Raw genomic sequence first — 25,922 nt, 5'->3', positions numbered from 1 at the left:
GATGACCGGGCAGGACGCCGGGCGGCTGCTGCGGCTCGCTCCGGCCTTCTGCCTGCCGTTCTACGCGGAGGCGGGACGGGCATACCACACGGCGGCGCACGTTCAGGCGATGCTGGACGCCCTGGCGGAGCGGGGCGTCCTGACGGACACGCTGGGGCTGGCCGTATGGGGCCATGACCTGATCTACGACGCGCGCGGGACGGACAGCGAGGCCAGGAGCGCCGAACGGTTCGGGGCGTGGCTGGAGTCGCAGGGGGCAGAGGGTGAACTGGTGGCCGAGGTGCGCCGCCTGATCGTGGAGACGGAGCACCGGGCACCACCCACCGACCGCGCGGCGGCCCTGCTGGTGGACGCCGACCTCGGCGTGTTCGGCGCGCCGGACGCGGCCTTCTGGGCGTACGAGCGGGCCATCCGGGCCGAGTACCGGTTCGTGCCGTGGCCCGCGTACCAGGCCGGGCGGACGCGGGTGCTGGAGGGCTTCCTGGGGCGGGCGGTGTACGTCACGCCGGAATTCTCGGGCCTAGAGGGCGGGGCGCGCACTCACCTGCAGGCGGCCGTGACGGTCCTCGCCGGGGCGCGGGACGAGGTGGACGCGCAGGACCGCTGGGACGCGCTGCTGCGTTCCCGTGCCCCGCAGGCATGAAAAAAGACGGGCCGCATGGACCCGTCTTCGTTGCCGCGTGAGGCTCAGTCTGCGGCGCTGCCGTGCAGGCCCGCCTGGGCGTTCTGGCGTTCCTTCTTTTCCTTCTCGGCTTCGCCTTCCAGCTTGGCCTTGATCTTCTTGAGTCGGAAGCTTTCCTCGCGTTCACGCTGGTCGAGCACGCCGCGAATGAAGCGGATGTCGGCCTGAATGCCGGGAATGACGACCTGTTCGAGCGCGTTCACGCGGCGGGAGGTCTTCTTGATCTCCTCGCCGATGCGGCGCAGTTTCGTTTCGGTCGCGGCGACCTTGACCAGGGCGCCCATGACGCCCTGGAAGTCCGAGGCGGCCTGGATGGTGCGGGACCCGACGTTGATCGGGCTGAATTCCGCGCGCGTCTGCTCGGGAATCGCGATCTTGGGGACCTTGACGCCGTAGATGCTCTCGATCTGCATGTCGATGCTGTACTCGCCGCCCTGGGCGAGCGAGAGGCTCTCGACCGCTTCGGGGCTGTCCCAGGACTTCGCGCCGAACAGGGACACGTACGCGCCCTTGCTCACGCCGCTGAGTTCCTCGCGGGCGGCGAGGGCGTCCTTGACGAGCGCGAAGAACTCGCCGATGAGGGCGTCACGTTTGCGCTTGAGGAGGTCCGCGCCGCTGCTGGCGGTCTTGAGGCTGGCTTTGCTCGCCAGCATGGCGCTGCGGGTGGGGCTGATCTGTTCTGCCATGTGTGTTCACCTCCTTCCGGTGGGGTGGGGGGCGGGCCGCTGAGGTGGCCGTGAACCGGGTGGGTCCACGGCCGGGGGCCTCAGATGCGGTTGCCCTTCCACATCTCGTCGATCTTGGTGCCGTAGTACTTGTCGATGGTGTCCTTGCTGAGGCGGGTCAGCTGGCTCTGGGGGAGTTTGCTGAGGATGCCCCAGGCGACGGTGAGGCTCTCGTCGATGCTGCGGTCCTGGCCACCCTGCCCGATGAAGTAGTTCTCGAAGTCGTCCGCGAAGCGCAGGAAGAGCTTGTCGGTGTCGCTGAGGGCGTCTTCACCGGTGATCGCGACGAGCTTGCGCAGGTCGAGGCCGTTGGCGTACGCGGCGAACAGCTGGTCCGAGACGTTCTTGTGGTCGGCGCGCGTCTTGCCCTTGCCGATGCCGTTGCCCTGGAGTCGGGACAGGCTGGGCAGGGGGTTGATGGGCGGGAAGATGCCCTTGGCGTTCAGGCCACGGTCCACCACGATCTGACCTTCGGTGATGTAGCCGGTCAGGTCGGGGATGGGGTGCGTGATGTCGTCGTCGGGCATGGACAGGATCGGGATCTGCGTGACCGAGCCGGGCTTGCCTTCCACCACGCCCGCGCGCTCGTAGAGGGACGCGAGGTCGGTGTACATGTAGCCGGGGAAGCCGCGCCGTCCGGGGATCTCTTCGCGGGCGCCGCCGATCTCGCGGAGCGCTTCGCAGTAGTTCGTCAGGTCGGTCAGGATCACGAGGACGTGGTAGCCGTGCTCGAAGGCGAGGTACTCGGCGGTCGTGAGCGCCATGCGGGGCGTCAGGATGCGTTCCACGGTGGGATCGTCGGCCTTGTTCAGGAAGAGGACCGAACGGGCGAGCGCGCCGGTGCGTTCAAACTCCTGCGTGAAGAAGCTGACTTCGCGCTGCGTGAGACCCATCGCGGCGAACACGACGGCGAAATCGCCTTCGTGGCCGGGCACCTTCGCCTGACGGGCGATCTGCGCGGCGAGCTCGTTGTGCGGGAGGCCCGAGCCGGAGAAGATCGGGAGCTTCTGGCCGCGGATGAGGCTGGTGTTGACGTCGATGGTGCTGATGCCGGTCTGGATGAACTCCTCGGGCTTCGCGCGGCTGGCGGGGTTCATCGCCTGACCGTTGATGCTGAGGCGCTTCTCGGCGACCACGGCGGGCAGCCCGTCGATGGGGCGGCCCAGGCCGTCGAAGCGGCGGCCGATCATTTCCTTGCTGACGCCGAGGCGGGCGACGTCTTCGACGAGGCTGACGCTGGCGGTGGCGAGGTCGAGGCCACGGGTGTCCTCGAAGATCTGGATGACGGCGTGCTCATCGCTGACTTCGATGACCTGACCGCCACGGACGCGGCCTGAGCCGTCCTTGATGTTGACGATGGCGTTGTACGCGAGGTCCGACGCGCTGTTGACGAACAGCAGCGGCCCGGAGATGTACGCGACGTCGTTGTATTCCTTCTGCAGCAGGGTCACGCTTTCACTCCCTTGAAGGTGGTGTCGAGCTCCGCGAGCAGCGCGTCGTTGTAGGCCGGGAAGTCGGTCTCGGACACGTAGCGGGCGCGGGAGAGTTTCTCGATCACGGGCGACTGGATGATGTCGTCGATGGTGGCGCCGTCCTTCAGGGCGACTCCGGCCACGTCGTAGAACTTCAGCATGCTCTTCATGAGGCCGTAGTTCTTGGGCATGCTGGCGCTGGCGTCGACGGCGTCGAAGCCGTTCTGCTGCAGGAAGTCCTGGCGCAGCATACGTCCCGCCTCGATGGTGAGGCGTTCGTTGTCCTGCAGGGCGTCGGGACCGACGAGCTGCACGACTTCCTGCAGGGCGGCCTCTTCCTGGAGGACGTTCTGGAGGCGCTGGCGCAGTTCGGGGAAGTCGGAGGCGACGTTCTTGCGGTACCAGCCGTCGAGGATGGGCGTGAACAGGCTGTAGCTGCCGTTCCAGTTGATGGCGGGGAAGTGACGGCGGCGGGCGAGGCCGGCGTCCAGACGCCAGAAGGCGCCCGTGATGCGCAGGGTGGCCTGCGTGACGGGTTCGGACATGTCGCCGCCGGCGGGGCTGACCGCGCCGATGACGGACACGGCGCCGTCTTCACCGCTCAACGTGCGGACCGCTCCGGCACGCTCGTAGAAGGCCGCGAGGCGGGCCGACAGGTACGGCGGGTAGCCTTCTTCTGCGGGCATTTCTTCGAGGCGGGAGCTGATCTCGCGGAGCGCCTCGGCCCAGCGGCTGGTGCTGTCGGCCATCAGGGACACGCTGTAGCCCTGGTCGCGGAAGTACTCGGCGAGGGTGATGCCGGTGTACACGCTGGCTTCGCGGGCCGCCACCGGCATGTTGCTGGTGTTGGCGATCAGGATGGTGCGCTGCATGAGGGGGTTGCCGGTCTTGGGGTCTTCCAGTTCCGGGAACTCCACGAGCACGTCGGTCATCTCGTTGCCGCGCTCGCCGCAGCCGACGTACACCACGATGTCGGCGTTGCCGTACTTCGCCACGCTCTGCTGCGTGACGGTCTTGCCGGACCCGAACGGGCCGGGGATGGCGGCCGCTCCGCCCATCACGAGGGGGAACAGCACGTCGAGGATGCGCATGCCGGTCAGGAAGGGCAGCGAGGGGTCCTTCTTCAGGGAGACGGGGCGGGCCGCGCGGACGGGCCAGTAGTGCGCGAGGCGCAGCTGCGTGCCGTCTTCGAGTTCGGCGATCGTCTGGTCGATGTTGTACTCACCGGCCGGGACGATCCACTTGATCTTGCCGGCCTTGTCGGGCGGCGTGAGGATCTTGTGCGTGAAGCTGAACTCCGGCACGGTGCCGAGGATGGCGCTGCCGCTGACGTCGTCGCCAGCCTTGACGCTGGGCGTGAAGTTCCAGACCTTGGTGCGGTCGAGGCTGGAGACTTCGATGCCGCGCGCGATGAAGTCGCCGGACTGCTCGCGGATCTTGTCGAGGGGGCGCTGGATGCCGTCGTAGATGCCGTTCAGCATGCCCGGCCCGAGTTCGACGCTGAGGGGCAGGCCGGTGCTGACGACCGGCTCGCCGACCGTGAGGCCGGAGGTGTCCTCGTAGACCTGCACGAAGGCGGTGTCGCCGTCGAGGCGGATGATCTCGCCGACGAGGCGTTCCTGGCCCACGCGCACGAGGTCGTACATCTTGGCCCCGTACATGTTGCGGGCAATCACGGCGGGACCGGCGATGCGCTCGACGATCCCCGCCTTGCCCTGGGTGTTCTGAGTCATGTGGTGCTCCTTGCGCTCCCGTGGGGAGCGTTCCGAAGAGATGGGTGTTGCGGCTGGCCTTCCGTCCGCGCCCGGTGTCCCGGCGAGGGGCGGTCAGGGTTCCCTGGGGAGGTGGCTGACGTACGGGCGGGCGGACGGGGGTGGGGTCAGCTTAGAGCTTGATGTCGAAGCCGATGGTGTCGCGGACCAGTTTGCCCATGTACGCCTTGGCGTCCACGGTGTCGCTGGAGAACGCGTCCTGCAGGCTGGGGATGGGCAGCAGGATCGGCAGGTCGCGGCCGCGCATGGCGCGTTCGACGGCCTTGGCCGGGTCGGCGATCAGGGACTGGTCGATGGCGATCAGGCCGTAGTTGCCCTGCGTGACCATGCGTTCCAGTTCGGCGACGGCCTGTTCGGGCGTGGTGTCCACGACTTCGCTGCCGGCCAGCCGGAATCCGGTGGCGCTTTCGGCGTCGGTCAGGACCACGACCTTCTGCGTGTGGTCAGCCATCAGCGAGCTCCTTCTGCAGTTCGTCACGGCTCAGCCCGTAGTACTTGGCGCGTCCCGTGAGGCGCAGCCGCGCGATTTCCTGTTCCTTGCGGCGCAGGTAGTCGAGGGCGACGCCCGGTCCGAGCGGGTCGCTCATGGCGACGTTGCGGGCCGACTCGTTCAGCATCCGGCGGGCGATGGCTTCGGCCGTGCCGAGGTCCGCCGCTTCGAGGATCGGGGCGAGGTCCGGCACGGTGCCGTTGTCGCCGCCCGCGATACGCAGGAAGTCGGCTTCGGTCACGTCGCGGCCACCGGGAATGAAGTACCGGTTGCTGCTGGCGGTGCCGCGCATCTGCCGGGCGATCAGCAGGTTGCGCACGTCGATCTCGCGGGTGAAGTACCGGCGGACGGCGGCGCCGCGCACCCCGGCCAGCACCGTACGGTAGTAGCCCTGGTCGAGCGCGACTTCTAGGTCCAGCATGCTGTTCGCGCCGCCGCTGACGGCAGTGCGGAGCACGCCGCCGAGCTTGCCGCCCGCGACGGAGAGCGTCTGGGCGAGCGAGGGCACGTCGGTGCTCTGGGCGGCGCCCTGCAGCGTGACCCAGGGAACCGTGCCGGCCGGGATGAGGCCGCCCACGATGTCGTCTGCGTTGCGTCCGGTGAGGATGCCGCGCACGAGGGTCTTGATGTTCTGCAGGTCGTAGCGGAGCAGCAGCGCCTCGACTTCCTGGGCGGGCTGGCCGGTCACGATGCTGCGGAGCTTCTGGACGCTGCGCAGGTAGTTGCGGCTGAGCGCCTCGTCGAGCTGGCCGAGGCCCGCGCCCTGCGCGGTGGCCTCGCCGAGGTCCTCGCGGAGGCTGGTCTCGGACAGCTGACGCAGGTAGTCGCTGTAGCTGGCCGCGTTCTGCACTTCGTCCAGCGAGCGGCTTTCGAGCAGCTCGACCCGCATCATGCGGATGCGTCCGTTGATGTATCCGTAGGGGTTGTTCATGGTCCCCCCTTTACTCGTTGAGCAGGCGTGACACCTGGGCGCTCAGGGTCTCCCGTCCGGCCTGGAGTCGGCCGATCAGGGTGTTCTGAACGCTGGTCTTGCCGCCCGCACCCACGAGGCGCACGCCGGTGGCGACGCTGCTGTTGGGGCGGACCTCGAGGGGCAGGCCCAGGGTCTGCGTGGCCTGACGCACGGCGTCCACTTCGGCCGGGTTGGCTTCGATGGCGTCGGCGCTGGGCAGCGCGGCGTGGGCTTCCTGGATCAGTCGGGCCAGGATCTGCGGGTACTCGGGGTGCTGCGGGATGGCCTTCAGCTGCCCTTCAGCCTGCACGAAGGCGCGGCTCTGGAGGGTGTTGGCGGCGTTCAGCTGCTGGGCGTTGCCGTCGAGGTCGGCGGCGCTGCGGGCGCGGGTGAGCGCGGCGGCCTTCTCGCTGGCGAGGAGGCGCGTGCGGCTCTCGATCATGCTCTGGGCGCGTTCCTGCGCCTGGGCGACGATCTCGGCGGCCTTCTGCGCGGCCTGCTGCTGGATGGCTGTGATCTCGCCCTGGACTTCCTGTTCCAGAATCTCTGCAAGGCTCATGATCGCGCCTTACTTGAGGAGGAAGAAGCCGACGAAGCCGAAGATCACCAGGGTTTCGGGAATGAAGAACCAGATGGCCATCTGACCGAACTTCTCGGGACGCTCGGCGGTGACGCCCGCGGCGGCCGCACCGATGGGGCCCTGGGCGAGGCCAGTGCCGACGGCGCCGAGGCCGAGGGCGAGGCCCGCGCCGATGGCCTTGAGGCCCACGTCGCTGGTGGTGGTGCCGGTCGCGGCCTGCGCGAAGGCGTCGGAGCTGACGGCGGCGGTGGCGAGGGCGGCGGCGGCGGGCAGGTACTTGGTGATGTTCTTCATGGGATTCCTCCGGAATTGGGGTGAACCGGGACTGGTCCGAACGAGATGGTGGGTGAGGCGGGTCAGCGTGCGTTTACTTGCGGAGGCTGACACGGGCGAAGGGGTTGTAGCGGATGCCGTTCTCCTGGTAGAAGCCGGTCGGGTTGAGGTACTCGACCCACATCAGTCGGATGGGCTGCATCACGTGACCGAGGATGGTCAGGACGAACAGGAAGGTGTGGACGAGCAGGCCGACCAGGATGCCGAGGATCGGGCCGATGACGGGCAGCGTGCCGCCCAGGCTCCAGCCGAGGTCCGTGGCGAGGTTCGCGAGGATCGCGGCGGCCACGCCGACCGCGAAGAGACGCGTGAAGCTGATGATGCTGCCGCCCTGCGAGAGGATCTCGATGAGCATCAGGACCGCGCGGGACATGATCAGGCCGACCACGAACACCACGAAGCCGACGATCATCAGGTCCACGCGCCAGTCGCTGAAGTTGCCGAGCGCGCCGAAGTCGCGGCCCGCGCGGGACACGAAGGCGAGGCAGATGAGGCCCACCAGGCCGCCCAGCATGCCGAGCGCTTCCCAGAAGTGGTGCATGTGCTTGTGCTTGAAGGACAGCTGCAGGCGCAGCGCCCAGCTCCACAGCACGAACACGATGCCGATCAGGAGGCAGATGACCATCAGGGTGTTGGAGAATTCCGGCAGGACGCGCGGCAGCAGGATCGGGAAGATCCCGGTGGCGTGCTCCTCGCCGGTCAGGGTGACGCCCCACAGGCTCTTGATGATGCCGGGGTCAACGTAGAAGACGTGCAGTTTCTCGAGGATGTTCCCGAAGAACTCACCGGTGAGCGCGCCGAACAGGATGCTCCAGAGGCTCATGGTGCGCAGCACGTATCCCACCTGGTACAGCGTGGCGGGGTCGAGCGTCAGGCCCAGCAGGTTGACGGGCATGCTCTCGCCGCGCCGGCTCTTGCCGAGCATGTAGATGGCGACGCCGAGGAACAGCGCGCCGAAGCCGATGTCCGCGACGATGAAGCCGAAGAAGATCGGGAAGAAGAACGCCACCACCCAGCTGGGATCGAAGGTCCCGTAGCGGGGCGGGTCGGAGATGTTGAGCATGAACTCGAAGTTCCGGGTGTAGTCGTTGTTCTTCAGCTGCACCGGGATGGCGCCCGCATTGTGGTGCTCGTCCACGGCGCTCAGTTCGGTGAGGACGCTGTTGCCGAAGGGCGAGAGGGCGGCCTTCATGCCGTCCACGCGGTCCACGGGCACGTAGCCCTGCAGCACGAAGCCGTACTTGCCGCGCGCCGTCTGGGCACGGGCGTCATCGATGGCGACGCGGTCCGCGAGGGCGTCACGCACGCTCAGCAGGGCGGGGCCGTGCTGGTCGGCGAGGCGCTTCTTCTGGGCCTGCACGTCGTTCAGGGCGGCGTCGCTGCCGCTGCCGATCCGGTCGAACTCCTGCGCGACCGACGCGAGCGGGAGGCGCTCGAAGCGGCCGGGGAGGCGCAGCTCGCCGAGGCGGGCCTTGCTGAGGGCGCTGCGGGCACGTTCGCGGTCGGCGGCCAGCACGGCCACCACCACGGCGTTCAGGCCATCGCGCACGGGGGCGCTGCTCAGGGCGTAACGGTCCTTGAGTTCGGCACGCAGGGCCGCGTCGGCCGCCTGGAGTTCCTCGGGCTTCTCGGTGGTCAGGGACAGCACCGCGAAGCGGGGGCGTTCGTCCAGGCGGGACGCCAGCTTGGACAGCACCGACACCACATCACCATAGGTGCGCCGGGCGTCCAGGTCGCTGCGGAGCGCCGCCTCGCGGTCCTCGAGGGCGGCGGCCGGGGTGGCGACCGACTCGACGAGCGCGGCCCACTGGTCCTCGGGCAGCAGCGCGGAACGGGTCGTGTCTTTCGGCACGCCGATCTGCGCGAGGCTGCTCTCGGTGCGCGCCAGGAGACGTTCGGTCTCGCGGCGTTCGTCGGCGGCGGCCCCGCCGAGCGGTCCGGTCTGGAACGCGCCGGCGGAGGCGTGGCTGGAGGTGTCGACCGGAACGATGTGCAGCACGCCCGCCGTCTGAAGGGCTTGCATGATGGCGCGGCTGTCGCGTTGACGGCCCGCCACCACCACCTGCTGCATCTGGTTGATCAAGGCAGCACCGCCCTCATGATGGTTTCGATGGCCTGCTGCAGCTTGCCTTCGGCACGGTCACGGGTGGCCTGCGCCTGCGTGCTGGCCTGCGTCTGAGCCTGGCTGCGGATGGCCTGTACTTCGCCGTCCACCTCCAGTTCGTGCGCGGCCGTCATGGCCTGAATGCGTCCCTCGGCGTCCTTCAGAATCTGTGCCGCCTGGGCCTCGGCGGCCTGCACCTGCTGCTGAGCGGCAGTGCGGGCGGCCTCGATCTTGGCGTCCAGCGCCTGCTCACGGGCGGCAAGTTCACTCAGGACTCGACTTGAAGCGTCCAAATTCTCCCTCCTTTCCTGGTGGTGCAGGCTGTCCCTGGTCCAGGCTGTTGTGGCTCCGTGCATCAAGACACCGCGCCCCAGGGGCGTGGTGTTCGGGATTCACAGAAATTGGTGATGCCCGACGAACCGTTAATGTCAAGCTCGGCGTTATGTTACCACAGGCTTTTCCTGCTGCAGAACGGGACAAGCATCCCGACCGGGCCGTGTTCCCCCTCTGGGAGACAGGGTAGGCGTGCGGTGTCAGGGGCGTGGGAGGGGCGGTGGGGGGCGTGCAGGGCGCGTCGGGCCTTTACTTTCTGCTGTCTAGATGAGAACAGCCTATAGATGCGCTCAGCGGACGGCGTGTACGCGTCACCGCTGCGGGTTCAGCTGCGTCTCGGTGACGGGCGTGAGGGCTGCGTTGTCCTCCTCGCCTGTCCGGATGCGGATCACGCGGTCCAGCGACTGCACGAAAATCTTGCCGTCGCCGACCTCGCCGGTCCGCGCGCCCTGCAAGATGGCCTGCACGGCGATCTCCACGAAGGGTTCGGAGACGGCCATCTTGAACTCGACCTTCTCGTGGAACTCCACCATCACGCGGGTGCCGCGGTAGTGCTCGACGACCTCCTGCTCACCGCCGTGACCACTGACGCGCGAGAGGGTCAGGCCGCTGATGCCCGCCTGGAACAGCGCTTCCTTGACCTGCTGCACGCGCTCGGGCCGCACGACCGCCGTGATGAGTTTCATACCGCGAGCATAGAGCATCCGGGCGGTCGCGCAGCCCGCCTGTCTTGCCCGCACGCCCCAACGAAGCGCGGCCCGGTCGAGAGGACCGGGCCGCGTTCAGGGGCGTGAAATTCAGTCGCCGCCGAGCATGACAGGCGCGCTCAGGCTGCTTTCCGCCTCGCGGTAACCTTCTTCCTCGTGGGAGACGAGATCGATGCCGACCGTCTCCTGGCGTTCCGTGACGCGCAGCGGCATCACCAGACCGATCAGCTTCAGCAGGATGAAGCTGCCGATGCCCACGAACAGCAGGGTGACGACCACGCCGACCGCCTGCGTGCCGAGCTGCGCCCAGTTGCCGTCCACGACGCCGCCCGCGATGGTCTGGTTGACGTACTTGCTGGCGAACACGCCGGTCAGCAGGGCGCCCACGATGCCGGCCACGCCGTGGCAGGCGAACACGTCGAGCGCGTCGTCCAGTCTGAAGCGCGTCTTGAGCTGCACCGCCCAGAAGCTCGCGCTGGCCGCGACGAGGCCGATCACGACGGACGCCATGGGGCTCACGAACCCGCAGGCGGGCGTGATGGCGACGAGGCCCACGACCGCGCCGGTCGCCGCGCCGACCGCGGTGGGCTTCTGGCCGCGCAGCAGTTCCCACGCGAGCCAGCCGAGCAGCGCGGCGGCGGTGGCGGTGTTGGTGGTCATGAAGGCGTTCGCGGCGATGTAGTTGGCGCCCAGCGCGGACCCGGCGTTGAAGCCGAACCAGCCGAACCACAGCAGGGCCGCGCCGAGCAGCACGAAGGGCACGTTGTGCGGCAGGGTGGCGCGGCGCGTCATGGGCATCCGCGGCCCGATCACGAGGGCCGCCACGAGGCCCGACACGCCCGCCGCGATGTGGATGACGGTGCCGCCCGCGAAGTCCAGCACGCCCTTCTTGAAGAGCCAGCCGTCACTGCTCCACACCCAGTGCGCGAGCGGCGAGTAGATCAGCAGGCTCCAGAGCGCCACGAACAGCGCGAACGCGCCGAAGCGCATGCGGTCCACCACGGAGCCGGAAATGAGGGCGGGCGCGATGATCGCGAACATCGCCTGGAACGCCACGAAGACCGGGGTGGGGATGGTGCCGGTCAGGGCGTTCGGGCCGGTGGTGCCCTTGAGGCCCAGGTTCACGAGGCTGCCGACGATGGTGTTGCCGCCCGCGCCGAACGCGACGGTGTAGCCGATCACGGCCCACAGCACGCCCACGATGGCGAGCGCGATGAAGCTCATCATCATGGTGTTCAGGACGCTCTTGCTGCGCACCATGCCGCCGTAGAAGAAGGCGAGGCCGGGCGTCATGAGCATCACGAGGGCGGCCGACACGAGCATGAAGGCCGTGTCGCCCGTGTCGAGCTTGGGGGTCGCGGCCTGCGCGGAGGCCAGGCCGAGGCTGGCGACGGCCAGCGGGAGGAGGCGGTGGGCAGCCTGGGGGCGGACGGATGACAGGTTCAGCATCGGTGTCTCCTGGGTGGGGCGCAGCGTGAACTTCAGGCCGGGGACTTCAGACCGGGACGGGCGTGGTGTTGGTCTGCGTGACGGGCGTGAGCGCGGCGTTGTCCATCTCGCCGGTGCGGATGCGGACGACGCGGTCGAGCGTCTGCACGAAGATCTTGCCGTCGCCGACCTCGCCGGTCCGCGCGCCCTTCTGGATGGCCTGGATGGCGACCTCCACGAACGGTTCGGAGACGGCCATCTTGAACTCGACCTTCTCGCGGAACTCCACCATCACGCGGGTGCCGCGGTAGTGCTCGACGACTTCCTGCTCGCCGCCGTGGCCGCTGACCTTGGTGAGGGTCAGGCCGCTGATGCCCGCCTGGAACAGCGCTTCCTTGACCTGCTGTACGCGCTCGGGTCGCACGACTGCCGTGATCAGTTTCATGTCTGGGCCTCCTCCCGCTCCATCCCGTGGCTGCCCGACGCCGGTATGGCGAGGGTGCGGCGCACGGCCGGACTGCCCTCACGGTAGCTGAAGGTCTTACACACTGTCAATTCAGAAATGGACATTTGACTAGAAGTGACGGTACAAATTGCAGAATTTTTGGGCAGCCGAGCCTGAAGTCAGGAGGAAAATGCGCCTTGTTTGCAGAATTTCGACCACCGCGCACCCGAATGCACCCACCGTTTCTGCCGGGCAGGCACCCAGGCCACAGGAGGACCACAAGAGGAGAGGAGCGGACCCCACCTTCAGGTCCGCCCCTCTCCCCCACCGCCCGCGCTCACGCGGGTTCCGGCACGTCCGGCTTCACGCCCAGCGTCGCCTCACGCTGGCGAGCGCGCGCCACGCCAGCACCAGCAGCAGCACGAGCAGCACCACCGCCACGACCGGCGCGAACACCGCCAGCACGCTCAGCAGCAGCGAACTGCCGTCCTCGACGCTCGACACGACCGGGTTGCCCAGGCCCGCCGTCGCGCCTGTCGAGACGGGCCGCAGCACCGTCCGCGTGGCCTGCACGCCGCCCGCCACCACCAGCCCCAGCACCGCCGCCAGCGCCGGATCCAGGTGCCCCGCCACGCCGTGCTGACTGGCGAACAGCAGCGCGCCCGCGCCCGCGTTGACCACACCGCCGAACACGTGCAGCGCGTGATCCACGCCGGGAATCTTGTCGCCCACGAAATCCAGCGCGCCCAGCACTGCCACGCCCAGCAGCACCCACGGGTTCGCCAGCAGGTCGAAGGGCTGCGCGAGGTGCGTCACCCCGGCCCGTTCCAGCAGCCCGACCAGCAGCAGCGGGATGTACGCGTTCAGACCGGCGGCCCCCGACAGGCCCAGGCCCGACAGGAGCGGCATCAGGAAGGATTCCATGCCCTCAGCGTAAGGGACGCCGTGCCCGCGCACCATCCCCCGCCACGGTCCCCCCGGCGGTCAGGGCGACGTCAGCAAATCACGCGGACGGGGCTGGCCCGCGCCGCCGCACGCTCAGGCGGACGGTTCCGGGTCGGAACGGCCCGGCGCGGCGGCGGGTGTGACCGCCTGCACCGCCGGTGCGGGTGGCGATGGGGGGGCGGGGCGCAGGTCCGTCCCGTTGTACCTGCCCTGCGCCTCCGCGAGCCCCTGCGTCGCCCACAGCGTCGCCGCGTCCGCGCCCAGCGTCACGAGCTGCGCGAGCGTCGTCGCCTCGTCCTCCGCCCAGCGGCTCAGCACCCAGTCGGCCGGGTTGCGCCCGGCAGGTGGACGACTGATGCCGATCTTCAGGCGGTCGAAGCCCTCCTCGCCCAGCCGCGCGATGATGTCCCGCACGCCGTTCTGCCCACCGTGCCGCCCGCCGTGCCGCAGGCGCAGCAGCCCGAACGGACTGTCCAGATCGTCCTGAGCCACGAGCAGATCGGCAGGCTCCAGCCTGAAGTACGCCATGAGCGGCTGCACGGCCCGTCCGCTCGCGTTCATCATGGTCTGCGGCTTCACCAGCAGCACCTTCTCCGTGCCCAGACGCAGTTCCGCCGTCTCGGCATTCGTGGCTTTCGACCACGGCACGCCCGCCCGGCGCGCCAGCTCGTCGAGGACCAGCCAGCCGACGTTGTGCCGCGTGCGCGCGAACTGCGTGCCCGGATTGCCGAGCCCGGCGATCAGCTTCACGCGTCGAGCGTGCCCGGCACCTCGGCCGACCCGCCCTGCTCCGCGATCAGCGCCCGCCAGCGTGCCTCCGTCTCCCGCACCTTGGGGTCGGCCGCGGCGCGCGCGTACCCGGCACGGAAGTCCGCGAAGTTCGTGTCGAGTCCGCCCATCAGCAGACCGAGCGCCTGCTGCACGTCCAGCAGGTTGCGCTGCGTGAGGGCCTCCTTGCTGTCGATCACCTCGTCGAGCGTCGCCATCAGGCCGCTCAGGGGCCGCAGCCACTGGAAGTTCGGGTGGTTCATGACGAGGCTGTACAGCGCGAACGGCCCCTCGATGCGGCCCTCGCGGAACTCGTGGTCGGACTTGGCGACGTCGAGCAGGGCCGAATGAAAGTGACGCAGGGCCGTGGCCAGCGCCACCAGTTGCGGACGGACGGAAGAAGCACTCATGAACGACAGTCTAAAGGAGGCGCGTGAACGCACCCGCCCCCCACGTTTTGCCAATCGTTGGGACTCCCGCTCCGGCCCCCGCCCACCAGCGGCAGCACGTCGCCCCCGGACTGCGGGCCAACACACGAAACCCGCCCGAACCGCCCGCCACGGGACCCGCCGTCCACCCCGAAATGCTCTAGGGTGAAGGCATGCGTTACCGCGTATTTACCGAGGACGATTTCGAGGCGATGAGTGACCTGGACCGGCAGGTGCAGGCGCAGGACCCCGCCTGGCCCACCCTGCCGGAACGCGAGCAGGAGGGCCGCCTGCGCACCAGCCTGCCCGCCCTGCGCTTCTACCTGCGCAGCGAACACAGCTTCATCTCCGAGGAGCGCGTGCAGGGCAGTGAGGACAGCGGCCAGCTGACGGGCCTGATCTTCGCGCAGAGCGTCTGGATGGGCGACAAGCCCATCATTCTCGTCACGGCCTGCCTGGTGAGGCCCGGCTCGGAAGACGAGGGCCGCACCGCCGCCGGACTCCTGCACGCCGTCATCAAGAGCGCCTACGACGCCGCCGTGTACGAGGTGCACTACCCGCTCACGCCGCTGCTGCACGCGGCCGGCGAGGCGGAAGGCAGCCACGTGACGGGCCGCTACGCCGTGCACCACCTGGGCAGCCGTCAGGACACCGCGCCCGGCGAGCGCCTGCGGGGCGGCGGGTACACCGACGCCGGACGCCGCTGACGCGCGCCCGCCCGGACCGTGGGGGTCCGTGAAGACGGCGCGGCACGCAAATGCAAGGAGCCTGTCAGAGTTCCGGTATCATCATGGACTCATGACCCAGGCCAGCACCCCTCCCTCCAAATCCATCAGAACCCTCATCGGCGTGCGCGGCATGGACAAGGCCGCCGGTCTGCGGGTCGCGGAAACGCTCCTGCAGATGGACGGCGTCCTGAAAGCCACGCCCGACGACGGTCAGATCGAGGTGCACTACGACCCCAGCCGCCACACCGTCATGGACCTGATCCGGACGGTGCGCCAGCAGGGCTTCCTGGCCGGCATGCTGTAAGGCACCCCAGCGAAGGAGGGACGGCTCACCCGTGCAGGTGGCCCGCCCCTCCTCTGCTACTGAGCCGCTGAACGAACCGCACGCCGGGCAACACCGCGCCGGAGTGGCACGCGCCGCATCACCGTATGAGCGGAATACGGCTCACCACCACTGGCGGCGCTTGAAGTACGCGGCGAGCAGCACGGCCGTCAGGATGAAGCTCGCCCACGCGAACGCGTACCCGTACCGCCAGTGCAGTTCCGGCATGAACTGGTAATTCATGCCCCACACGCCCGCCAGGAAGGTGAGCGGCAGGAAGACGGTGCTGACGGCCGTGAGGGTCTTCATGACCTCGTTCATGCGCTGGTTCTGCAGGCTGAGCTGCAGGTCCAGCAGGCCGCGCAGGCTGTCCCGCAGCCCGTCCAGGCGCAGGGTGGCGCGGTTCAGGGTGTCGAGCACGTCCCGGAAACGGATCTGGTCGGCCATGTCGAGCGTCATGTGGCGGTTCATGAGGCTCACGGCCGCCTGCGCCTCGGCCGCCAGGGAGCGCACCTGCGCCAGCCGGTGCTTGCGTTCGAAGACTTCCTGCGCGTCCTGGTTGCGGCGCTGCGCGAAGATGCGCTCCTCGGCCTGATCGAGGCCGTTCTCGAAGGCCGCGATGTACCGGAAGAAGGTCTGGCTGCCCTCGTCGAGCAGTTCGTACGCGACCTCCAGCGAGGTGTTGACGCTCTCGCGGCCCACCAGTTCCCACACGCTGTCGAGGTAGCTGGCGCCGTCGTCGCTGAGCGTGAGGATCACGCCCGGAAACAGGAAGAGGCTGAGGCGTTCCGTGAACTCGTCCCCGCCGTTCGGCTGCGCCAGGGTACGGAACGTGATGAACTCGTGCGCCGGGTACTGCTCGTAGCGGCTCCAGTGGCCGTGCTCCAGCGCGTCCTCGAGCGCGAGCGGGTGAATCTGGAAGCGGGCGCGGAGCGCCTGGAGTTCGCTCTCGGTGGGGGCCTGGGCGTCCACCCAGATGGCTTCGGAGTTCGGGTCCTGCCAGTCGCACCCCTCGCCGCGCGTGGATTTGGAACGGATCACGCGCACAGGATAGCCCGCAGGTGCAGGAAGGCGGGCTATCCTGGGCCGCATGTGGTCCCCTACGCTGCTGACGGGTGTCGCCCTGGGCGGAATGCTGGGCGCACTCGCCCGTTACGCGCTCGGCGCGGCGCTCGCCCCGCTCGTCCTGAAGTCCGGCTTTCCGTGGGTGACGCTGCTCATCAACGTGAGCGGGTCGTTCGCGCTGGGGCTGCTGTCGGCCCTCGCGCTGCGCGGCACGGTCAGCCCGGAGGCGCGCGCCGCACTGGGCGTCGGGTTCCTGGGCGCGTACACGACGTTCAGCACCTTCAGCGTGGACCTGGACGGCATGCTGCTGCGCGGCGACACGCTCCGGGCGGGCGCGTACCTGCTCGGGAACGTGGGGCTGGGCCTGCTCGCCGCGCTCGCCGGGCGGGTGGTGGGCCGGTGACGCGCACGCCGGACGCGCACCTGCAGCTGTCGGACCTGCTGGGGTACGTGAGTCAGGTGATTCACCACGGCATTCCCGGCGCGGTGTGGGTGCGCGCCGAGCTGAGCAGCGTCACGGACCGCCGCCACCTGTACATGGACGTCGTGCAGAGCGAGGACGGGCAGGAGGTCGCCAAGGCCCGCGCGACCCTCTGGGCACGCGAACGGTACGCGCTGGAAGGCAAGTTCCGCAAGGCGACGGGCGGCACGCTGCGGGCGGGCATGTCGGTGCTGCTGTACGTCACGGCCGAATTCCACCCGCAGTACGGGTTCTCGCTCAACGTGCTGGACATCGCGCCGGAATTCACGCTCGGCGATCAGGCCGTGAAGCTCGAACAGATCCGGCGCGTGCTGGACGCCGAGGGTCTGCTGGACCGCAACCGCCGCCTCCCGCCGCCGCACGACCCGCAGCGCGTGGCGGTCCTCGCACCCCGGAACGCGGCGGGCCTCGGCGACTTCCGGCGGGAAGCGGACCGGCTGGCGCGGGCGGGCGCCGTGGACTTCGTGTACCTGAACGCGACCTTCCAGGGACGCGAGGCGGCCCCCAGCCTGCTGACCGCGCTCGCCGAGGCGCTCCTCGCGCACGCACAGGCGCCGCTGGACGCCCTCGTGATCATCCGGGGCGGCGGCGCGCAGACGGACCTCGCGTGGCTGAACGACCTGGAGCTCGCGCGGGCCGTGGCGAGCTTCCCGGTGCCGGTCGTGACGGGCATCGGGCACGCGCGCGACGACAGCATCCTTGACGAGATCGCCTGCGTCCGCACCGACACGCCCAGCAAGGCCGCCGCGTACCTCGTGAACAGCGTGACCGGCGCGGCCGCCACCGCGCTGGACGCGTACCGGCAGATCATGGATGCCGGACGCAGCGTCCTGACGCACGCGGACCGCGAGGCGACGTGGGCGCAGGACCGCGTGACGCGCGCCGCCCGCGCCCGCGTGACCGGCGAGAGCGAACGCGTGAACCACACCATGCGGACCGTGCTGGGCCTCACGCCGAAACGAACCCTGGAACGCGGGTACGCGGTCGTCCGCACCCGGCCGGGCGGGACGGTCGTCACGCGCGCCGCTCAGCTCGGCGCGGGCGAGCGCGTCACGCTGGAATTCGCGGACGGCACCGTGGACGCCCACACCGACGCGGACATCCAGAACTGAACCCGCGCGCCCGCCACGGGCCGCACCGGGTCAGGCAACCGTCTCACCTGCCGGGCCGCGCGGCCCTACCATGTCAGGCATGACGACCTTCACGCCGCGCCTCTCGGAGCAGGTTCAGCGCCTGCGGCCCTCCAGCACCATCGCCGTCACGGCCCGCGCCCTGGAACTGCAGCGGGCGGGCGTGGACGTCCTGAGCATGGCGGCAGGCGAACCGGACTTCGACACGCCGCCGCACGTCGTGGCCGCCGCCAAGGCCGCCATCGACGCCGGACGCACCCGCTACACCCAGGTGCAGGGCATCCCGGAACTGCGCGAGGCCATCGCCGCGAAACTCCTGCGCGAGAACGGCCTCACGTACACCCCGGACCAGGTGACGGTCGGGAACGGCGGCAAGCAGAGCCTCTTCAACGCGTTCTTCGCGCTGCTCGACCCGGGCGACGAGGTGCTGATCCCCAGTCCGTACTGGGTGAGCTACCCGGAAATGGTGCGCTTCGCGGGCGGCGTACCCGTCGCCGTCCCCACGCGCCCCGAGGACGCGTACCGCCTCGACCCGGACGTCCTGCGGGCCGCCGTGACGCCCCGCACGAAAATGATCGTGCTGAACAGTCCCGGCAACCCCACCGGCGCCGTGTTCCCCGAAGCGACCCTGCGGGCCGTGGCGGACCTCGCGCAGGAACGCGGCCTGATGATCGTGACGGACGAGATGTACGAGCACATCATCTACGACCACGCGCACGTCAGCATCGCCCGCTTCGCGCCGGACCACACGCTCACCGTGAACGGGGCCAGCAAGGCCTACGCCATGACCGGGTGGCGCATCGGGTACGCGGCCGGACCGCTGCCCGTCATCCGCGCCATGAACGCCATCCAGGGCCAGAGCACCAGCAACGCCAGCAGCGTCTCCCAGTGGGCCGCCGTGGCCGCCATACAGGACAGCCGCGCGTTCATCGAGATGGCGCGCGGCAAGTTCCAGCAGCGCCGCGACCGGATCGTGGCGGGCCTCAACGCGCTGGGCTTCCCCACCCCCACCCCCGACGGGGCCTTCTACGTGCTGGCCGACACCTCCCGCATCCACACGGACGAGCTGGAGGCCGCGCGCATCATGCTGGACGACGCGCGCGTGGCCGTCGTGCCCGGAACGGACTTCCTCGCGCCGGGCCGCGTGCGCCTCAGCTACGCCACCAGCCTCGAACAGATCGAAGCGGTACTGGAGCGGCTGGCCGGACTCTGAGGTCGGGCACTTCCCCTGTGGCCGGAGTCGGCCGTTCCGGCAGGCCCGCCATGCCTGCCTGACCGGGCCTCCCCCCATGTGAGGCGACTGAAGGCGCGCCTGGCGCCCTGCCCGTGCGGGTGGGGCGTATCATGCCCCGGTGTCTGACGATGCCGCTCCGATCCCGCCTGCACGGCGGGACTCGTGGCAGCGGACCCTGTGGGTGATGGTGTCGTCGCAGCTGGTGACGCAGACGGCGTTCACGCTGGGGTTGCCGTTCCTGCCGCTGTACATTCAGTCGCTGGGCGTGCGGGACCCGCAGACGGCGGCGTTGTGGGCGGGCGCGTCGGCCACGGCGAGTGGCGTGGCGATGGCCGTCATGGCGCCCGTGTGGGGGCGGCTCGCGGACCGGTTCGGGGCGAAGGCGATGGTGCTCCGTGCGACGTTCGGCGGGGTGGTGGTGGTGGGCGCGATGGGGCTGGTGGGCGGGCCGGTGCCGCTGCTGCTGCTGCGGCTGCTGCAGGGCCTGCTGACGGGGACGGTGTCGGCCAGCAATACGCTGGTGGCGTCCACCATTCCGGAGCGGCGCCTGGGATTCGGGATGGGGTTGATGCAGACGGCGGTGTTCGCGGGCGCGGCGGGCGGGCCGCTGATCGGGGGGTTCATCGCGGACGCGCTCGGGTTCCGGGTGCCGTTCGCGGTGACAGCGGCGCTGCTGCTGGTGTCGGGCGTGATGGTCGCGCTGTTCACGCACGAGCGTCGCCCCGCGCCGAGGGAGGCGGGGGTGCATGTGCCGCGCGTGCGGGCGCGGATGCTGTGGGGGGCGCTCGCGCCGATCGTGGTGGTGAACTTCCTGGATCAGCTGGCGAACTCGGTGGTGGGGCCGGTGCTGCCGCTGGTGATCGCGGACCTGTCGGGGCCGGGCGGGCCGGGGCTGGCGACGGCGACCGGCACGATTCTCGGTTCGGTCGCGGTGAGTGCCAGTGTGGGGGCGCTGCTGGCGGGGCGGCTGTCGGACCGCTTGCCTGCGCGGACGGTGCTGGCCGTGTGTGCGGGTGGCGCGGCACTGTCCGCGGGCCTGCAGGGTCTGGCGGGGTCGGTGCTGGTGCTGGGCGTGCTGAGGGTCGTGATGGGCGTGTTCATCGGGGGGACGATTCCGGCCGCGAATGCCATTCTGGGCAGCGTGGTGCGGCGCGAGGACCGGGGCGTGGCGTTCGGGTTGACGGCGAGTGCGGCGTCGTTCGGGTTCGCGCTGGGGCCGCTGCTGGGCGCGCTGCTGGTGCATCTGGACATCCGTGCGCCGTTCTTTCTGACGGGCGTCCTGATGGCCGTGGAGTGCGTGTGGGTGCTGCTGGCGCTGCGTGGCCTGCGCCCCCACCCGGCGGACCCGGAGGGGGAGGCCTGACGGACGGGCGAGAGCGCGGCGAGAAAGGCGCCAAGGGGAGTTCACCTCTTCCCCATCCGCCCGGCAGGGCGCGGCGCCTACGCTGAAGGCATGTCGAGAGCATTCGTGAAGGAAGACGGCCCCACCAGGTGGGAGCCGCCCGTCAGCACGGCCTATCAACTCCGGCAGAAGGGCGACCCGGAGGTGCTGCACGAGGGGGACGACCTGCTCGAACTGCTGCACTGGCTGGGCGGGCGCGAACGGGACCGCTACGAACTGCGCGACCGGGACGGCCAGCTGCTCGCCCGCTCCTGAAGCGTCCCGGCCCGTCCGGGTTCTGCCGCGTGCCGGGCGTGAGGCGTCGTAGACTGAAGTCATGCCCGCCGACCAGACCCCCACCCGAAGTCTGAGTGAGTTCGTCCGAGAAACTGCCGAGCGCGACAACCCCGGCGACGTGTTCGAGCTGGAAAGCCACAAGATGCTGGAGGTGAAGGTCCGGGGCCGCATCTGGAGCAAGCTGGGCGCCATGGTCGCCTACAAGGGCAACCTGACTTTCAAGCGCGAGGGCATGCTGGAGGGCGGCATCATGAAGGCCCTCGTGCGCGCCGTGACGAGCGAGATGGAACCCCTCGCGAAGATCGAGGGGCAGGGCGTGTGCTACCTCGCCGATCAGGGCAAGGAGATCACCATCGTGCGCCTGACGGGCGACGGGCTGAACGTGAACGGCAACGACCTGCTCGCCTTCGAGGACACGGTGCATCACGACATCACCATGCACCGCCGCGTGGCCGACATGGCGTCCGGGGGGCTGTTCAGCGTGAAGCTGCACGGGCAGGGCATGGTCGCCATCCTGAGTCACGGGACGCCGCTCACGCTGCGGGTCACGCCGCAGACACCGATCTTCACGGACCCGAACGCCACGGTCGCGTGGAGCGAGAACCTGCAGCCGCAGCTGCGGATGGACGCCAGCCTGCGCTCCTTCCTGGGGCGCGGAGGCGGCGAGACGCTGCAGATGGTGTTCCAGGGCGACGGGTTCGTGGTGGTGCAGCCGTACGAGGAGCACGCGGGCCTGCGCAGCGACGACAGCGGCAACAGCGGGAGCAGCCGGAGCAACGGTGGACTGGGCGACCTGTTCGGGTGAAGCGCCCGCGCCCTCCCGTGCGGTGTTGAACTGAACGAGTGAGGCGAACCGGGCGATGGCCCCGGTTCGCCTCTTCTGTCGGTTCGTGCCCGCTCGGCCGGAGGCCGGGTCAGCCGCCGACGTGCACGATGGGGCGGCGGTCGCGGTCCGGTTCGGCGCGGCGCAGGATCTCGTGCGTGAGCGGCGGGATGTCGCCTTCGCCCTCCACCAGGAAACGCATGGCGGCCGACACGGGCCCCTCCTCGCTCCACTGGAAGTACACCTGCGGGGGCGTGCCCTTGCCACGCAGGTGCAGCAGCAGGGCCGCGATGGTGTTGGGAACGCTGCTGCCCTTGGCGCGCAGGATGCGGTACTCCGCCACCTGATGTGACGTCACCTCGACCACGTCGCTGAACTCGGAGGCGTCGTCCACCTCGACTTCCAGGAACAGGAAGGGGTCGTCGTCGGGCAGGTGCGCCATCTGGCGGGCGCGGAGTTCCTTCTTGCGGTACTCGGCGAGGCTCGTCTCGTCGGGGTTGTGCGCCACGAAGCGCAGGGGCCGGATCGGGAATTCCTTCAGCATGCTGCGGGCCGCGTCGTCGATCTCGACGCTGCTGACGCGCAGCTCGAAGGACCGCTGGACGCGGGACGCGACGCTGACAGCCAGGATGGCGGCCACGAACATCAGGGCGATGTACAGGCCTTCGGGGCTGTTGAGGACCGTCACGGCCGTGACGTAGATGAACACGAGGCTGGTGATGGTGAACGCCACGCCCAGCCCGCGTTCCTTGTGCCGGAAGGCGGAGAGGGACACGGCGACGGCGGCGGACGTCATGAGGGCCAGCACGCCGGTCGCGTACGCGCTCGCCTGGGCGTCCACGTCGGCCTTGAAGGCGAGCGTGACGATCAGGGCGATGGCCATGAACACCAGCACGAGCGGGCGGTTGGCGCGCGCCCAGTCGGGCGCCATGCCGTAGCGCGGCAGGTAGCGAGGCAGGATGTTCAGCAGGCCCGCCATGGCGGACGCGCCCGCGAACCACAGGATGGCGATGGTGCTGGCGTCGTAGATGGTGCCGAACACCTCGCCGAGGTACTCGTGCCCCAGGTACGCGAGGGCGCGGCCGTTGGCGACGCCGCCCGGCTGGAACGCTTCCGGCGGGATGAGGAGCGTCGTGACGAGGCTGCTGGAGATCAGGAACACGCTCATGATGAGGGCGGCTGTCGTCAGGAGGCGTTTGCCGTTGCGGATGCGTCCGGTCGGCTGGGATTCCAGGTCGCCGAGGTCGCCCTTCACGAGCGGCATCACGACGACGCCCGTCTCGAAGCCGGACAGGCCCAGCGCGAGTTTCGGGAAGACGAGGAGTGCCGCGCCGATCAGCGAGAGCGGGCTCGCGTAACTGCGGGTGAGGAGGCCCAGCCAGTCCTGCACGACCTGCGGGTGCGCGAAGACGAGCGTGGCGCCCTTCACGACGACCACGGCGCTCAGGCCGAGGTACAGCGTGACGAGCACCACCGCGATCCCGATGGCTTCCTTGAAGCCCTTCAGGAACACCGCGCCGAGCAGCGCGATCAGGACGATGGTGGCGGGAATCTGGGCGTTGCCGAGCGCGCCTTTCAGGAAAGGGTTCTCGGTCATGTGCTTGGCGGCGTCGGCGGCGGACAAGGTGATGGTGATGACGAAGCCCGTGGCGACGAAGCCGATCAGCACGAGGACCAGCAGCTTGCTCGGCCAGAAGCTCAGCAGGCGTTCCAGCATGCTGATGCTGCCGTCGCCGTGCGGGCTTTCCTCCGCGACGCGGCGGTACATGGGGAGCGCACCAAACAGCGTCACGATGACGAGCACCAGCGTCGCGAAGGGCGAGAGCGCCCCGGCCGCGAGGGCCGCGATGCCCGGCTGGTAGCCGAGGGTGCTGAAGTAGTCCACGCCGGTGAGGCACATCACCTGCCACCACGGGTGCGTCTGGTGCCGGGCCTGGACCGCCTTCTCCTCGACGTAGAAGCCCTCGTGTTCAGCGGCGGGCGGGGTGGAGGGCGCGGTGCCTTCCAGGAGCCAGCGCCTGAACGCGGAGGAACGTGAATCCTGGCGGGGGGGCGGGGAGGTCATAGGAACCCAGTATACAAAGCGCCCCTGACGCGGCGCGTGCAGGGGCGGCCCGGAAGCGTTGAGGATCAGGGGGTGGAGGGAGAGGCGGGCGTCGCGGGACTGGGCGCCGCCGGGGCAGGCGTGCCGGACTGGGTGGGAGCAGCCGGGCCGTCCTGGAATTCCCCGCCGATCGGGCCGACCGCGACGACGGAGCCCGTGTCGAGGTTGTAGCGGATGACGCTGGCGGTGAGCGTCTGGTCGCTCGTGACGGACCGCGCGGGAGCAGCGGGCGTGCCGCGCAGGATGGCGACGTTGGCGGTGTCGTCGTACTCGACGCGTTCGGCCGTGCTGGTGCGGCTGCCGTCCCTGAGGGTGACGTTGCCGACCAGGGTGGTGCTCTCGTCGTCGACGTTCACCTCGATGCTGCCGCTCGTGCCGGTCAGGGTGGACGCGCCATTCTGGCGGCTGAACGTGATGGGCCCTTCGATGCGGGCCACGCCGTCCGACTCGTCGTACACGAGGCGGCTGCCGTTCAGGCGCGTCTTGCCCTGCGTGACGGTCACGGTGTCCGGCGCGGGCTGCGCTTTCGCTTCCACCTCGCAACGAGAGAGGCGGTCCGTGGCGCCCGGCGGGGCCGCGTCGAGGTACCGGGCGGTTCCGGCACTCACCTCGATGTGCCCGTCGCCGCTGTCCTGCTGCGTGACGATGGCGAGCGGCGCGACGATGACGTTCTTGTCGATGCTGACGCGCACGCCGCCCGCACCGGACTCGCTGAACACCGAGATGGTGGGCGTGCCGGGCGGGTCGTCGTCGAGCGGCTGACACGCCGTGAAGATGCCGGTCGCGTCGGAGGTGCCGGTGCGCTGCACCGTGATGAGGCGCTTGCGGCCGTCCTTGGCGGTGCGGGTCAGGCTGACGCTCGTCCCGGTGTCGTCCGTGCCGTCTGCCGGGGCGTCCGGCGCGGGCGCGTCCGGGGCGACCTGTGGGGTGGGCGTGTCCAAGGCAGGCTGGGTGGTCGGCGGCGTCATCGGCTGGGTCGGGGTCGGCTGGGTCTGTGCGAGCGCCATGCCCAGCAGCGCGAGCGCCAGCCAGCGCGCCCGCCTCCCCCTCCCCTGTCTGTCCGTCCATCGCCTGTCCGTGCCGCGCCCGCCACCCATGCCGTTCCTCCTGTCCACCGTTCAGGCCAGCTTAGCCGTTTGCCGTCCGGCCGGGTGAGTGCGTGCACTCACCCGGCCGGACGCCGCGCCCACGGCCCGGCTTACTTCTCGCCCGCCAGCTTGAACTGCGCGACAGGAATGGCGAACCCGCTGTCGATGGAGCGGACGCGGCCCAGGTCGGTGCGCTGCTCCAGCGCGCCGCTCGGGCGGGCCTTGACGGTCGTGCCGTTCTTGCTGTCCACGCTGACGGCGTTGCCGACCACGTACGCGACGTTCTTGGCGTCGTCGTAGTACACGGCGTCGCCGGTGGTGGTGATGGTGCCCTGCGTGAGCTTCACCTTGCCGCTGACGTACAGCAGTTTGCCTTTGGTCAGGATGCGCGCCTCGCTGCCGACCACGTTCAGTTCCTTGGCCTTGGCGGTCGCGGCGCGGCTGAGGGTGAGGTTGCCGCTCAGGACGCCCAGCTCGCGCTTCTCGTCGAAGATGACCTTGTCGGCACGGCCCGTCTGGTTGCCGTTCACGAGCTTGACGTTGCCGGTGCTGGTGCTCATGTTGGTGTCCACGTCGAGACTCATGGTGGTCGCGGCGATGTTCACGGCGTCGTCACCGGCCTTCTCGGGCTGCAGGACGGCGCTGGGCGTGCCGCTCAGGACGCCCTGCCCGGTCGACTCGCTGTAGTTCAGGGTCGCGCCCTTCGCGGTGAGGCGGTTGCGGGTCACGGTGACGCCGCCCGTGAAGTCGGCGGTGCGTCTGCCTTCGGCGCTCGCCATGGCCGTCCCGGCGGGGGCCTTCATGCTCGCCTGCGGCGCGGCGATGCTGACGGTGCCGACGCTGGCCCTGACGGCCGCGCCGCCCTTGCCGCTGTAGTTGTACGGGCCGTTGCGCAGGTCGCCCTGCAGTTGCGCGCCCGTCTCGAACTTCAGGATGCGGTTGGTGGGCGCGGTCGCGGCGGCCGCGAGGGCGCTGCCGAGGGCGGCGGCGGCGAGCAGGGCGGCGCGGGTGCGGGTGGTGTTGGCTGGGGTACGGTTCATGGGGACCTCCGGGTGGAACGTGCGGGCCAGGAGGCCGCGGGAAGGACGTGAAGGGACAGCCGGGT

The 25,922-nt window shown here is 69.7% G+C and carries 28 protein-coding genes; 9 read left to right on the top strand and 19 right to left on the bottom strand.

What is annotated here, in order from left to right; genetic code table 11:
- The first annotated feature begins 1 nt into the window (after position 1).
- Entirely contained in the window at positions 2-643 is a 642-nt protein-coding gene (locus tag IEY33_RS13285) for an HD domain-containing protein (protein WP_229671008.1), read from the top strand.
- A gap of 44 nt (positions 644-687) precedes the next feature.
- Here the strand turns inward: IEY33_RS13285 and IEY33_RS13280 are convergent, their stop codons facing one another.
- From IEY33_RS13280 to IEY33_RS13210, 15 genes are all read right to left on the bottom strand, one after another.
- Positions 688-1,368 (bottom strand): V-type ATP synthase subunit D, encoded by a 681-nt coding sequence (locus tag IEY33_RS13280; RefSeq protein WP_188963762.1) that lies wholly within the window; start codon positions 1,366-1,368, stop codon positions 688-690.
- A gap of 80 nt (positions 1,369-1,448) precedes the next feature.
- Complete coding sequence (locus IEY33_RS13275) at positions 1,449-2,858, bottom strand: V-type ATP synthase subunit B (protein ID WP_188963761.1); 1,410 nt, start codon at positions 2,856-2,858, stop codon at positions 1,449-1,451.
- Positions 2,855-4,612: a V-type ATP synthase subunit A gene (locus tag IEY33_RS13270; protein WP_188963760.1), complete on the bottom strand. Its 1,758-nt coding sequence runs from the start codon at positions 4,610-4,612 to the stop codon at positions 2,855-2,857. Before IEY33_RS13270 ends, IEY33_RS13275 begins: the two co-directional genes overlap by 4 nt.
- 151 nt (positions 4,613-4,763) lie before the next feature.
- Positions 4,764-5,102, bottom strand: coding sequence for a V-type ATP synthase subunit F (locus IEY33_RS13265; RefSeq protein WP_188963759.1), 339 nt, complete (start codon positions 5,100-5,102; stop codon positions 4,764-4,766).
- A complete protein-coding gene (locus IEY33_RS13260; RefSeq protein ID WP_188963758.1) occupies positions 5,095-6,072 on the bottom strand; it encodes a V-type ATPase subunit in 978 nt (325 codons plus the stop codon). Before IEY33_RS13260 ends, IEY33_RS13265 begins: the two co-directional genes overlap by 8 nt.
- Before the next feature lie 10 nt (positions 6,073-6,082).
- On the bottom strand, positions 6,083-6,652 hold the full coding sequence (locus IEY33_RS13255; RefSeq protein WP_188963757.1) for a V-type ATP synthase subunit E: 570 nt from the start codon (positions 6,650-6,652) through the stop codon (positions 6,083-6,085).
- A 9-nt stretch (positions 6,653-6,661) separates the two neighbouring features.
- Positions 6,662-6,967 (bottom strand): ATP synthase subunit C-like protein, encoded by a 306-nt coding sequence (locus IEY33_RS13250; RefSeq protein ID WP_188963756.1) that lies wholly within the window; start codon positions 6,965-6,967, stop codon positions 6,662-6,664.
- Between the two features lie 73 nt (positions 6,968-7,040).
- Positions 7,041-9,089 carry a V-type ATPase 116kDa subunit family protein gene (locus tag IEY33_RS13245; protein WP_229671007.1) on the bottom strand — a complete coding sequence of 683 codons (2,049 nt, stop codon included), beginning with the start codon at positions 9,087-9,089 and terminating at the stop codon, positions 7,041-7,043.
- On the bottom strand, positions 9,086-9,403 hold the full coding sequence (locus tag IEY33_RS13240) for a V-type ATPase subunit subunit G family protein (RefSeq protein WP_229671006.1): 318 nt from the start codon (positions 9,401-9,403) through the stop codon (positions 9,086-9,088). The genes IEY33_RS13245 and IEY33_RS13240 overlap by 4 nt, the downstream gene beginning before the upstream one ends.
- Before the next feature lie 351 nt (positions 9,404-9,754).
- Positions 9,755-10,129 (bottom strand): P-II family nitrogen regulator, encoded by a 375-nt coding sequence (locus tag IEY33_RS13235; protein WP_188963755.1) that lies wholly within the window; start codon positions 10,127-10,129, stop codon positions 9,755-9,757.
- A 111-nt stretch (positions 10,130-10,240) separates the two neighbouring features.
- The gene (locus tag IEY33_RS13230; RefSeq protein WP_306415615.1) at positions 10,241-11,599 is read right to left on the bottom strand and encodes an ammonium transporter; all 1,359 of its coding nucleotides are present in this window, start codon (positions 11,597-11,599) and stop codon (positions 10,241-10,243) included.
- A 46-nt stretch (positions 11,600-11,645) separates the two neighbouring features.
- Positions 11,646-12,023, bottom strand: a complete 378-nt coding sequence (locus tag IEY33_RS13225; protein ID WP_188963754.1) for a P-II family nitrogen regulator — start codon at positions 12,021-12,023, stop codon at positions 11,646-11,648.
- Positions 12,024-12,386: 363 nt separating this feature from the next.
- Positions 12,387-12,947 (bottom strand): DUF4126 domain-containing protein, encoded by a 561-nt coding sequence (locus IEY33_RS13220; protein ID WP_188963753.1) that lies wholly within the window; start codon positions 12,945-12,947, stop codon positions 12,387-12,389.
- 114 nt (positions 12,948-13,061) lie between these two features.
- Positions 13,062-13,718, bottom strand: a complete 657-nt coding sequence (gene pth / locus IEY33_RS13215; RefSeq protein ID WP_188963752.1) for an aminoacyl-tRNA hydrolase — start codon at positions 13,716-13,718, stop codon at positions 13,062-13,064.
- Positions 13,715-14,146, bottom strand: coding sequence for a hypothetical protein (locus IEY33_RS13210; protein ID WP_188963751.1), 432 nt, complete (start codon positions 14,144-14,146; stop codon positions 13,715-13,717). Before IEY33_RS13210 ends, pth begins: the two co-directional genes overlap by 4 nt.
- A gap of 191 nt (positions 14,147-14,337) precedes the next feature.
- Between IEY33_RS13210 and IEY33_RS13205 the strand changes: the two genes are divergently transcribed.
- Entirely contained in the window at positions 14,338-14,871 is a 534-nt protein-coding gene (locus IEY33_RS13205; protein ID WP_188963750.1) for a DUF1999 domain-containing protein, read from the top strand.
- 91 nt (positions 14,872-14,962) lie between these two features.
- Positions 14,963-15,196, top strand: a complete 234-nt coding sequence (locus IEY33_RS13200) for a heavy-metal-associated domain-containing protein (protein ID WP_188963749.1) — start codon at positions 14,963-14,965, stop codon at positions 15,194-15,196.
- Between the two features lie 141 nt (positions 15,197-15,337).
- On the opposite strand, the gene IEY33_RS13195 is transcribed toward IEY33_RS13200, so the two are convergent.
- The gene (locus IEY33_RS13195; protein ID WP_229671005.1) at positions 15,338-16,255 is read right to left on the bottom strand and encodes a magnesium transporter CorA family protein; all 918 of its coding nucleotides are present in this window, start codon (positions 16,253-16,255) and stop codon (positions 15,338-15,340) included.
- A 49-nt stretch (positions 16,256-16,304) separates the two neighbouring features.
- Here IEY33_RS13195 and crcB point away from each other — a divergent pair, with 49 nt between their 5' ends.
- The 6 genes from crcB (at position 16,305) to IEY33_RS13165 (ending at position 21,607) form a co-directional block, all read left to right on the top strand.
- Complete coding sequence (gene crcB / locus IEY33_RS13190; protein ID WP_188963747.1) at positions 16,305-16,682, top strand: fluoride efflux transporter CrcB; 378 nt, start codon at positions 16,305-16,307, stop codon at positions 16,680-16,682.
- Entirely contained in the window at positions 16,679-17,872 is a 1,194-nt protein-coding gene (gene xseA, locus IEY33_RS13185; RefSeq protein ID WP_188963746.1) for an exodeoxyribonuclease VII large subunit, read from the top strand. Before crcB ends, xseA begins: the two co-directional genes overlap by 4 nt.
- 79 nt (positions 17,873-17,951) lie before the next feature.
- Entirely contained in the window at positions 17,952-19,103 is a 1,152-nt protein-coding gene (locus tag IEY33_RS13180) for a pyridoxal phosphate-dependent aminotransferase (protein WP_188963745.1), read from the top strand.
- Positions 19,104-19,242: 139 nt separating this feature from the next.
- Positions 19,243-20,487: an MFS transporter gene (locus IEY33_RS13175; RefSeq protein ID WP_188963744.1), complete on the top strand. Its 1,245-nt coding sequence runs from the start codon at positions 19,243-19,245 to the stop codon at positions 20,485-20,487.
- A gap of 90 nt (positions 20,488-20,577) precedes the next feature.
- A complete protein-coding gene (locus IEY33_RS13170) occupies positions 20,578-20,781 on the top strand; it encodes a hypothetical protein (protein ID WP_188963743.1) in 204 nt (67 codons plus the stop codon).
- A gap of 61 nt (positions 20,782-20,842) precedes the next feature.
- Positions 20,843-21,607, top strand: coding sequence for an AIM24 family protein (locus tag IEY33_RS13165; RefSeq protein WP_188963742.1), 765 nt, complete (start codon positions 20,843-20,845; stop codon positions 21,605-21,607).
- Between the two features lie 109 nt (positions 21,608-21,716).
- On the opposite strand, the gene IEY33_RS13160 is transcribed toward IEY33_RS13165, so the two are convergent.
- The 3 genes from IEY33_RS13160 to IEY33_RS13150 all read right to left on the bottom strand — a co-directional run bounded on the left by IEY33_RS13160 (position 21,717) and on the right by IEY33_RS13150 (position 25,857).
- Positions 21,717-23,690 (bottom strand): APC family permease, encoded by a 1,974-nt coding sequence (locus tag IEY33_RS13160; protein WP_188963741.1) that lies wholly within the window; start codon positions 23,688-23,690, stop codon positions 21,717-21,719.
- 65 nt (positions 23,691-23,755) lie between these two features.
- Complete coding sequence (locus IEY33_RS13155) at positions 23,756-24,826, bottom strand: LptA/OstA family protein (protein ID WP_229671004.1); 1,071 nt, start codon at positions 24,824-24,826, stop codon at positions 23,756-23,758.
- Between the two features lie 101 nt (positions 24,827-24,927).
- Positions 24,928-25,857, bottom strand: a complete 930-nt coding sequence (locus tag IEY33_RS13150) for an LptA/OstA family protein (RefSeq protein ID WP_188963740.1) — start codon at positions 25,855-25,857, stop codon at positions 24,928-24,930.
- Between the last annotated feature and the right edge of the window lie 65 nt (positions 25,858-25,922).

Origin of the sequence: Deinococcus aquiradiocola (assembly GCF_014646915.1) — a bacterium.
GTDB lineage: Bacteria > Deinococcota > Deinococci > Deinococcales > Deinococcaceae > Deinococcus > Deinococcus aquiradiocola.
The sequence above is the reverse complement of the archived record's forward strand: the minus strand, read 5'-3'. Positions and strand labels throughout refer to the sequence as shown.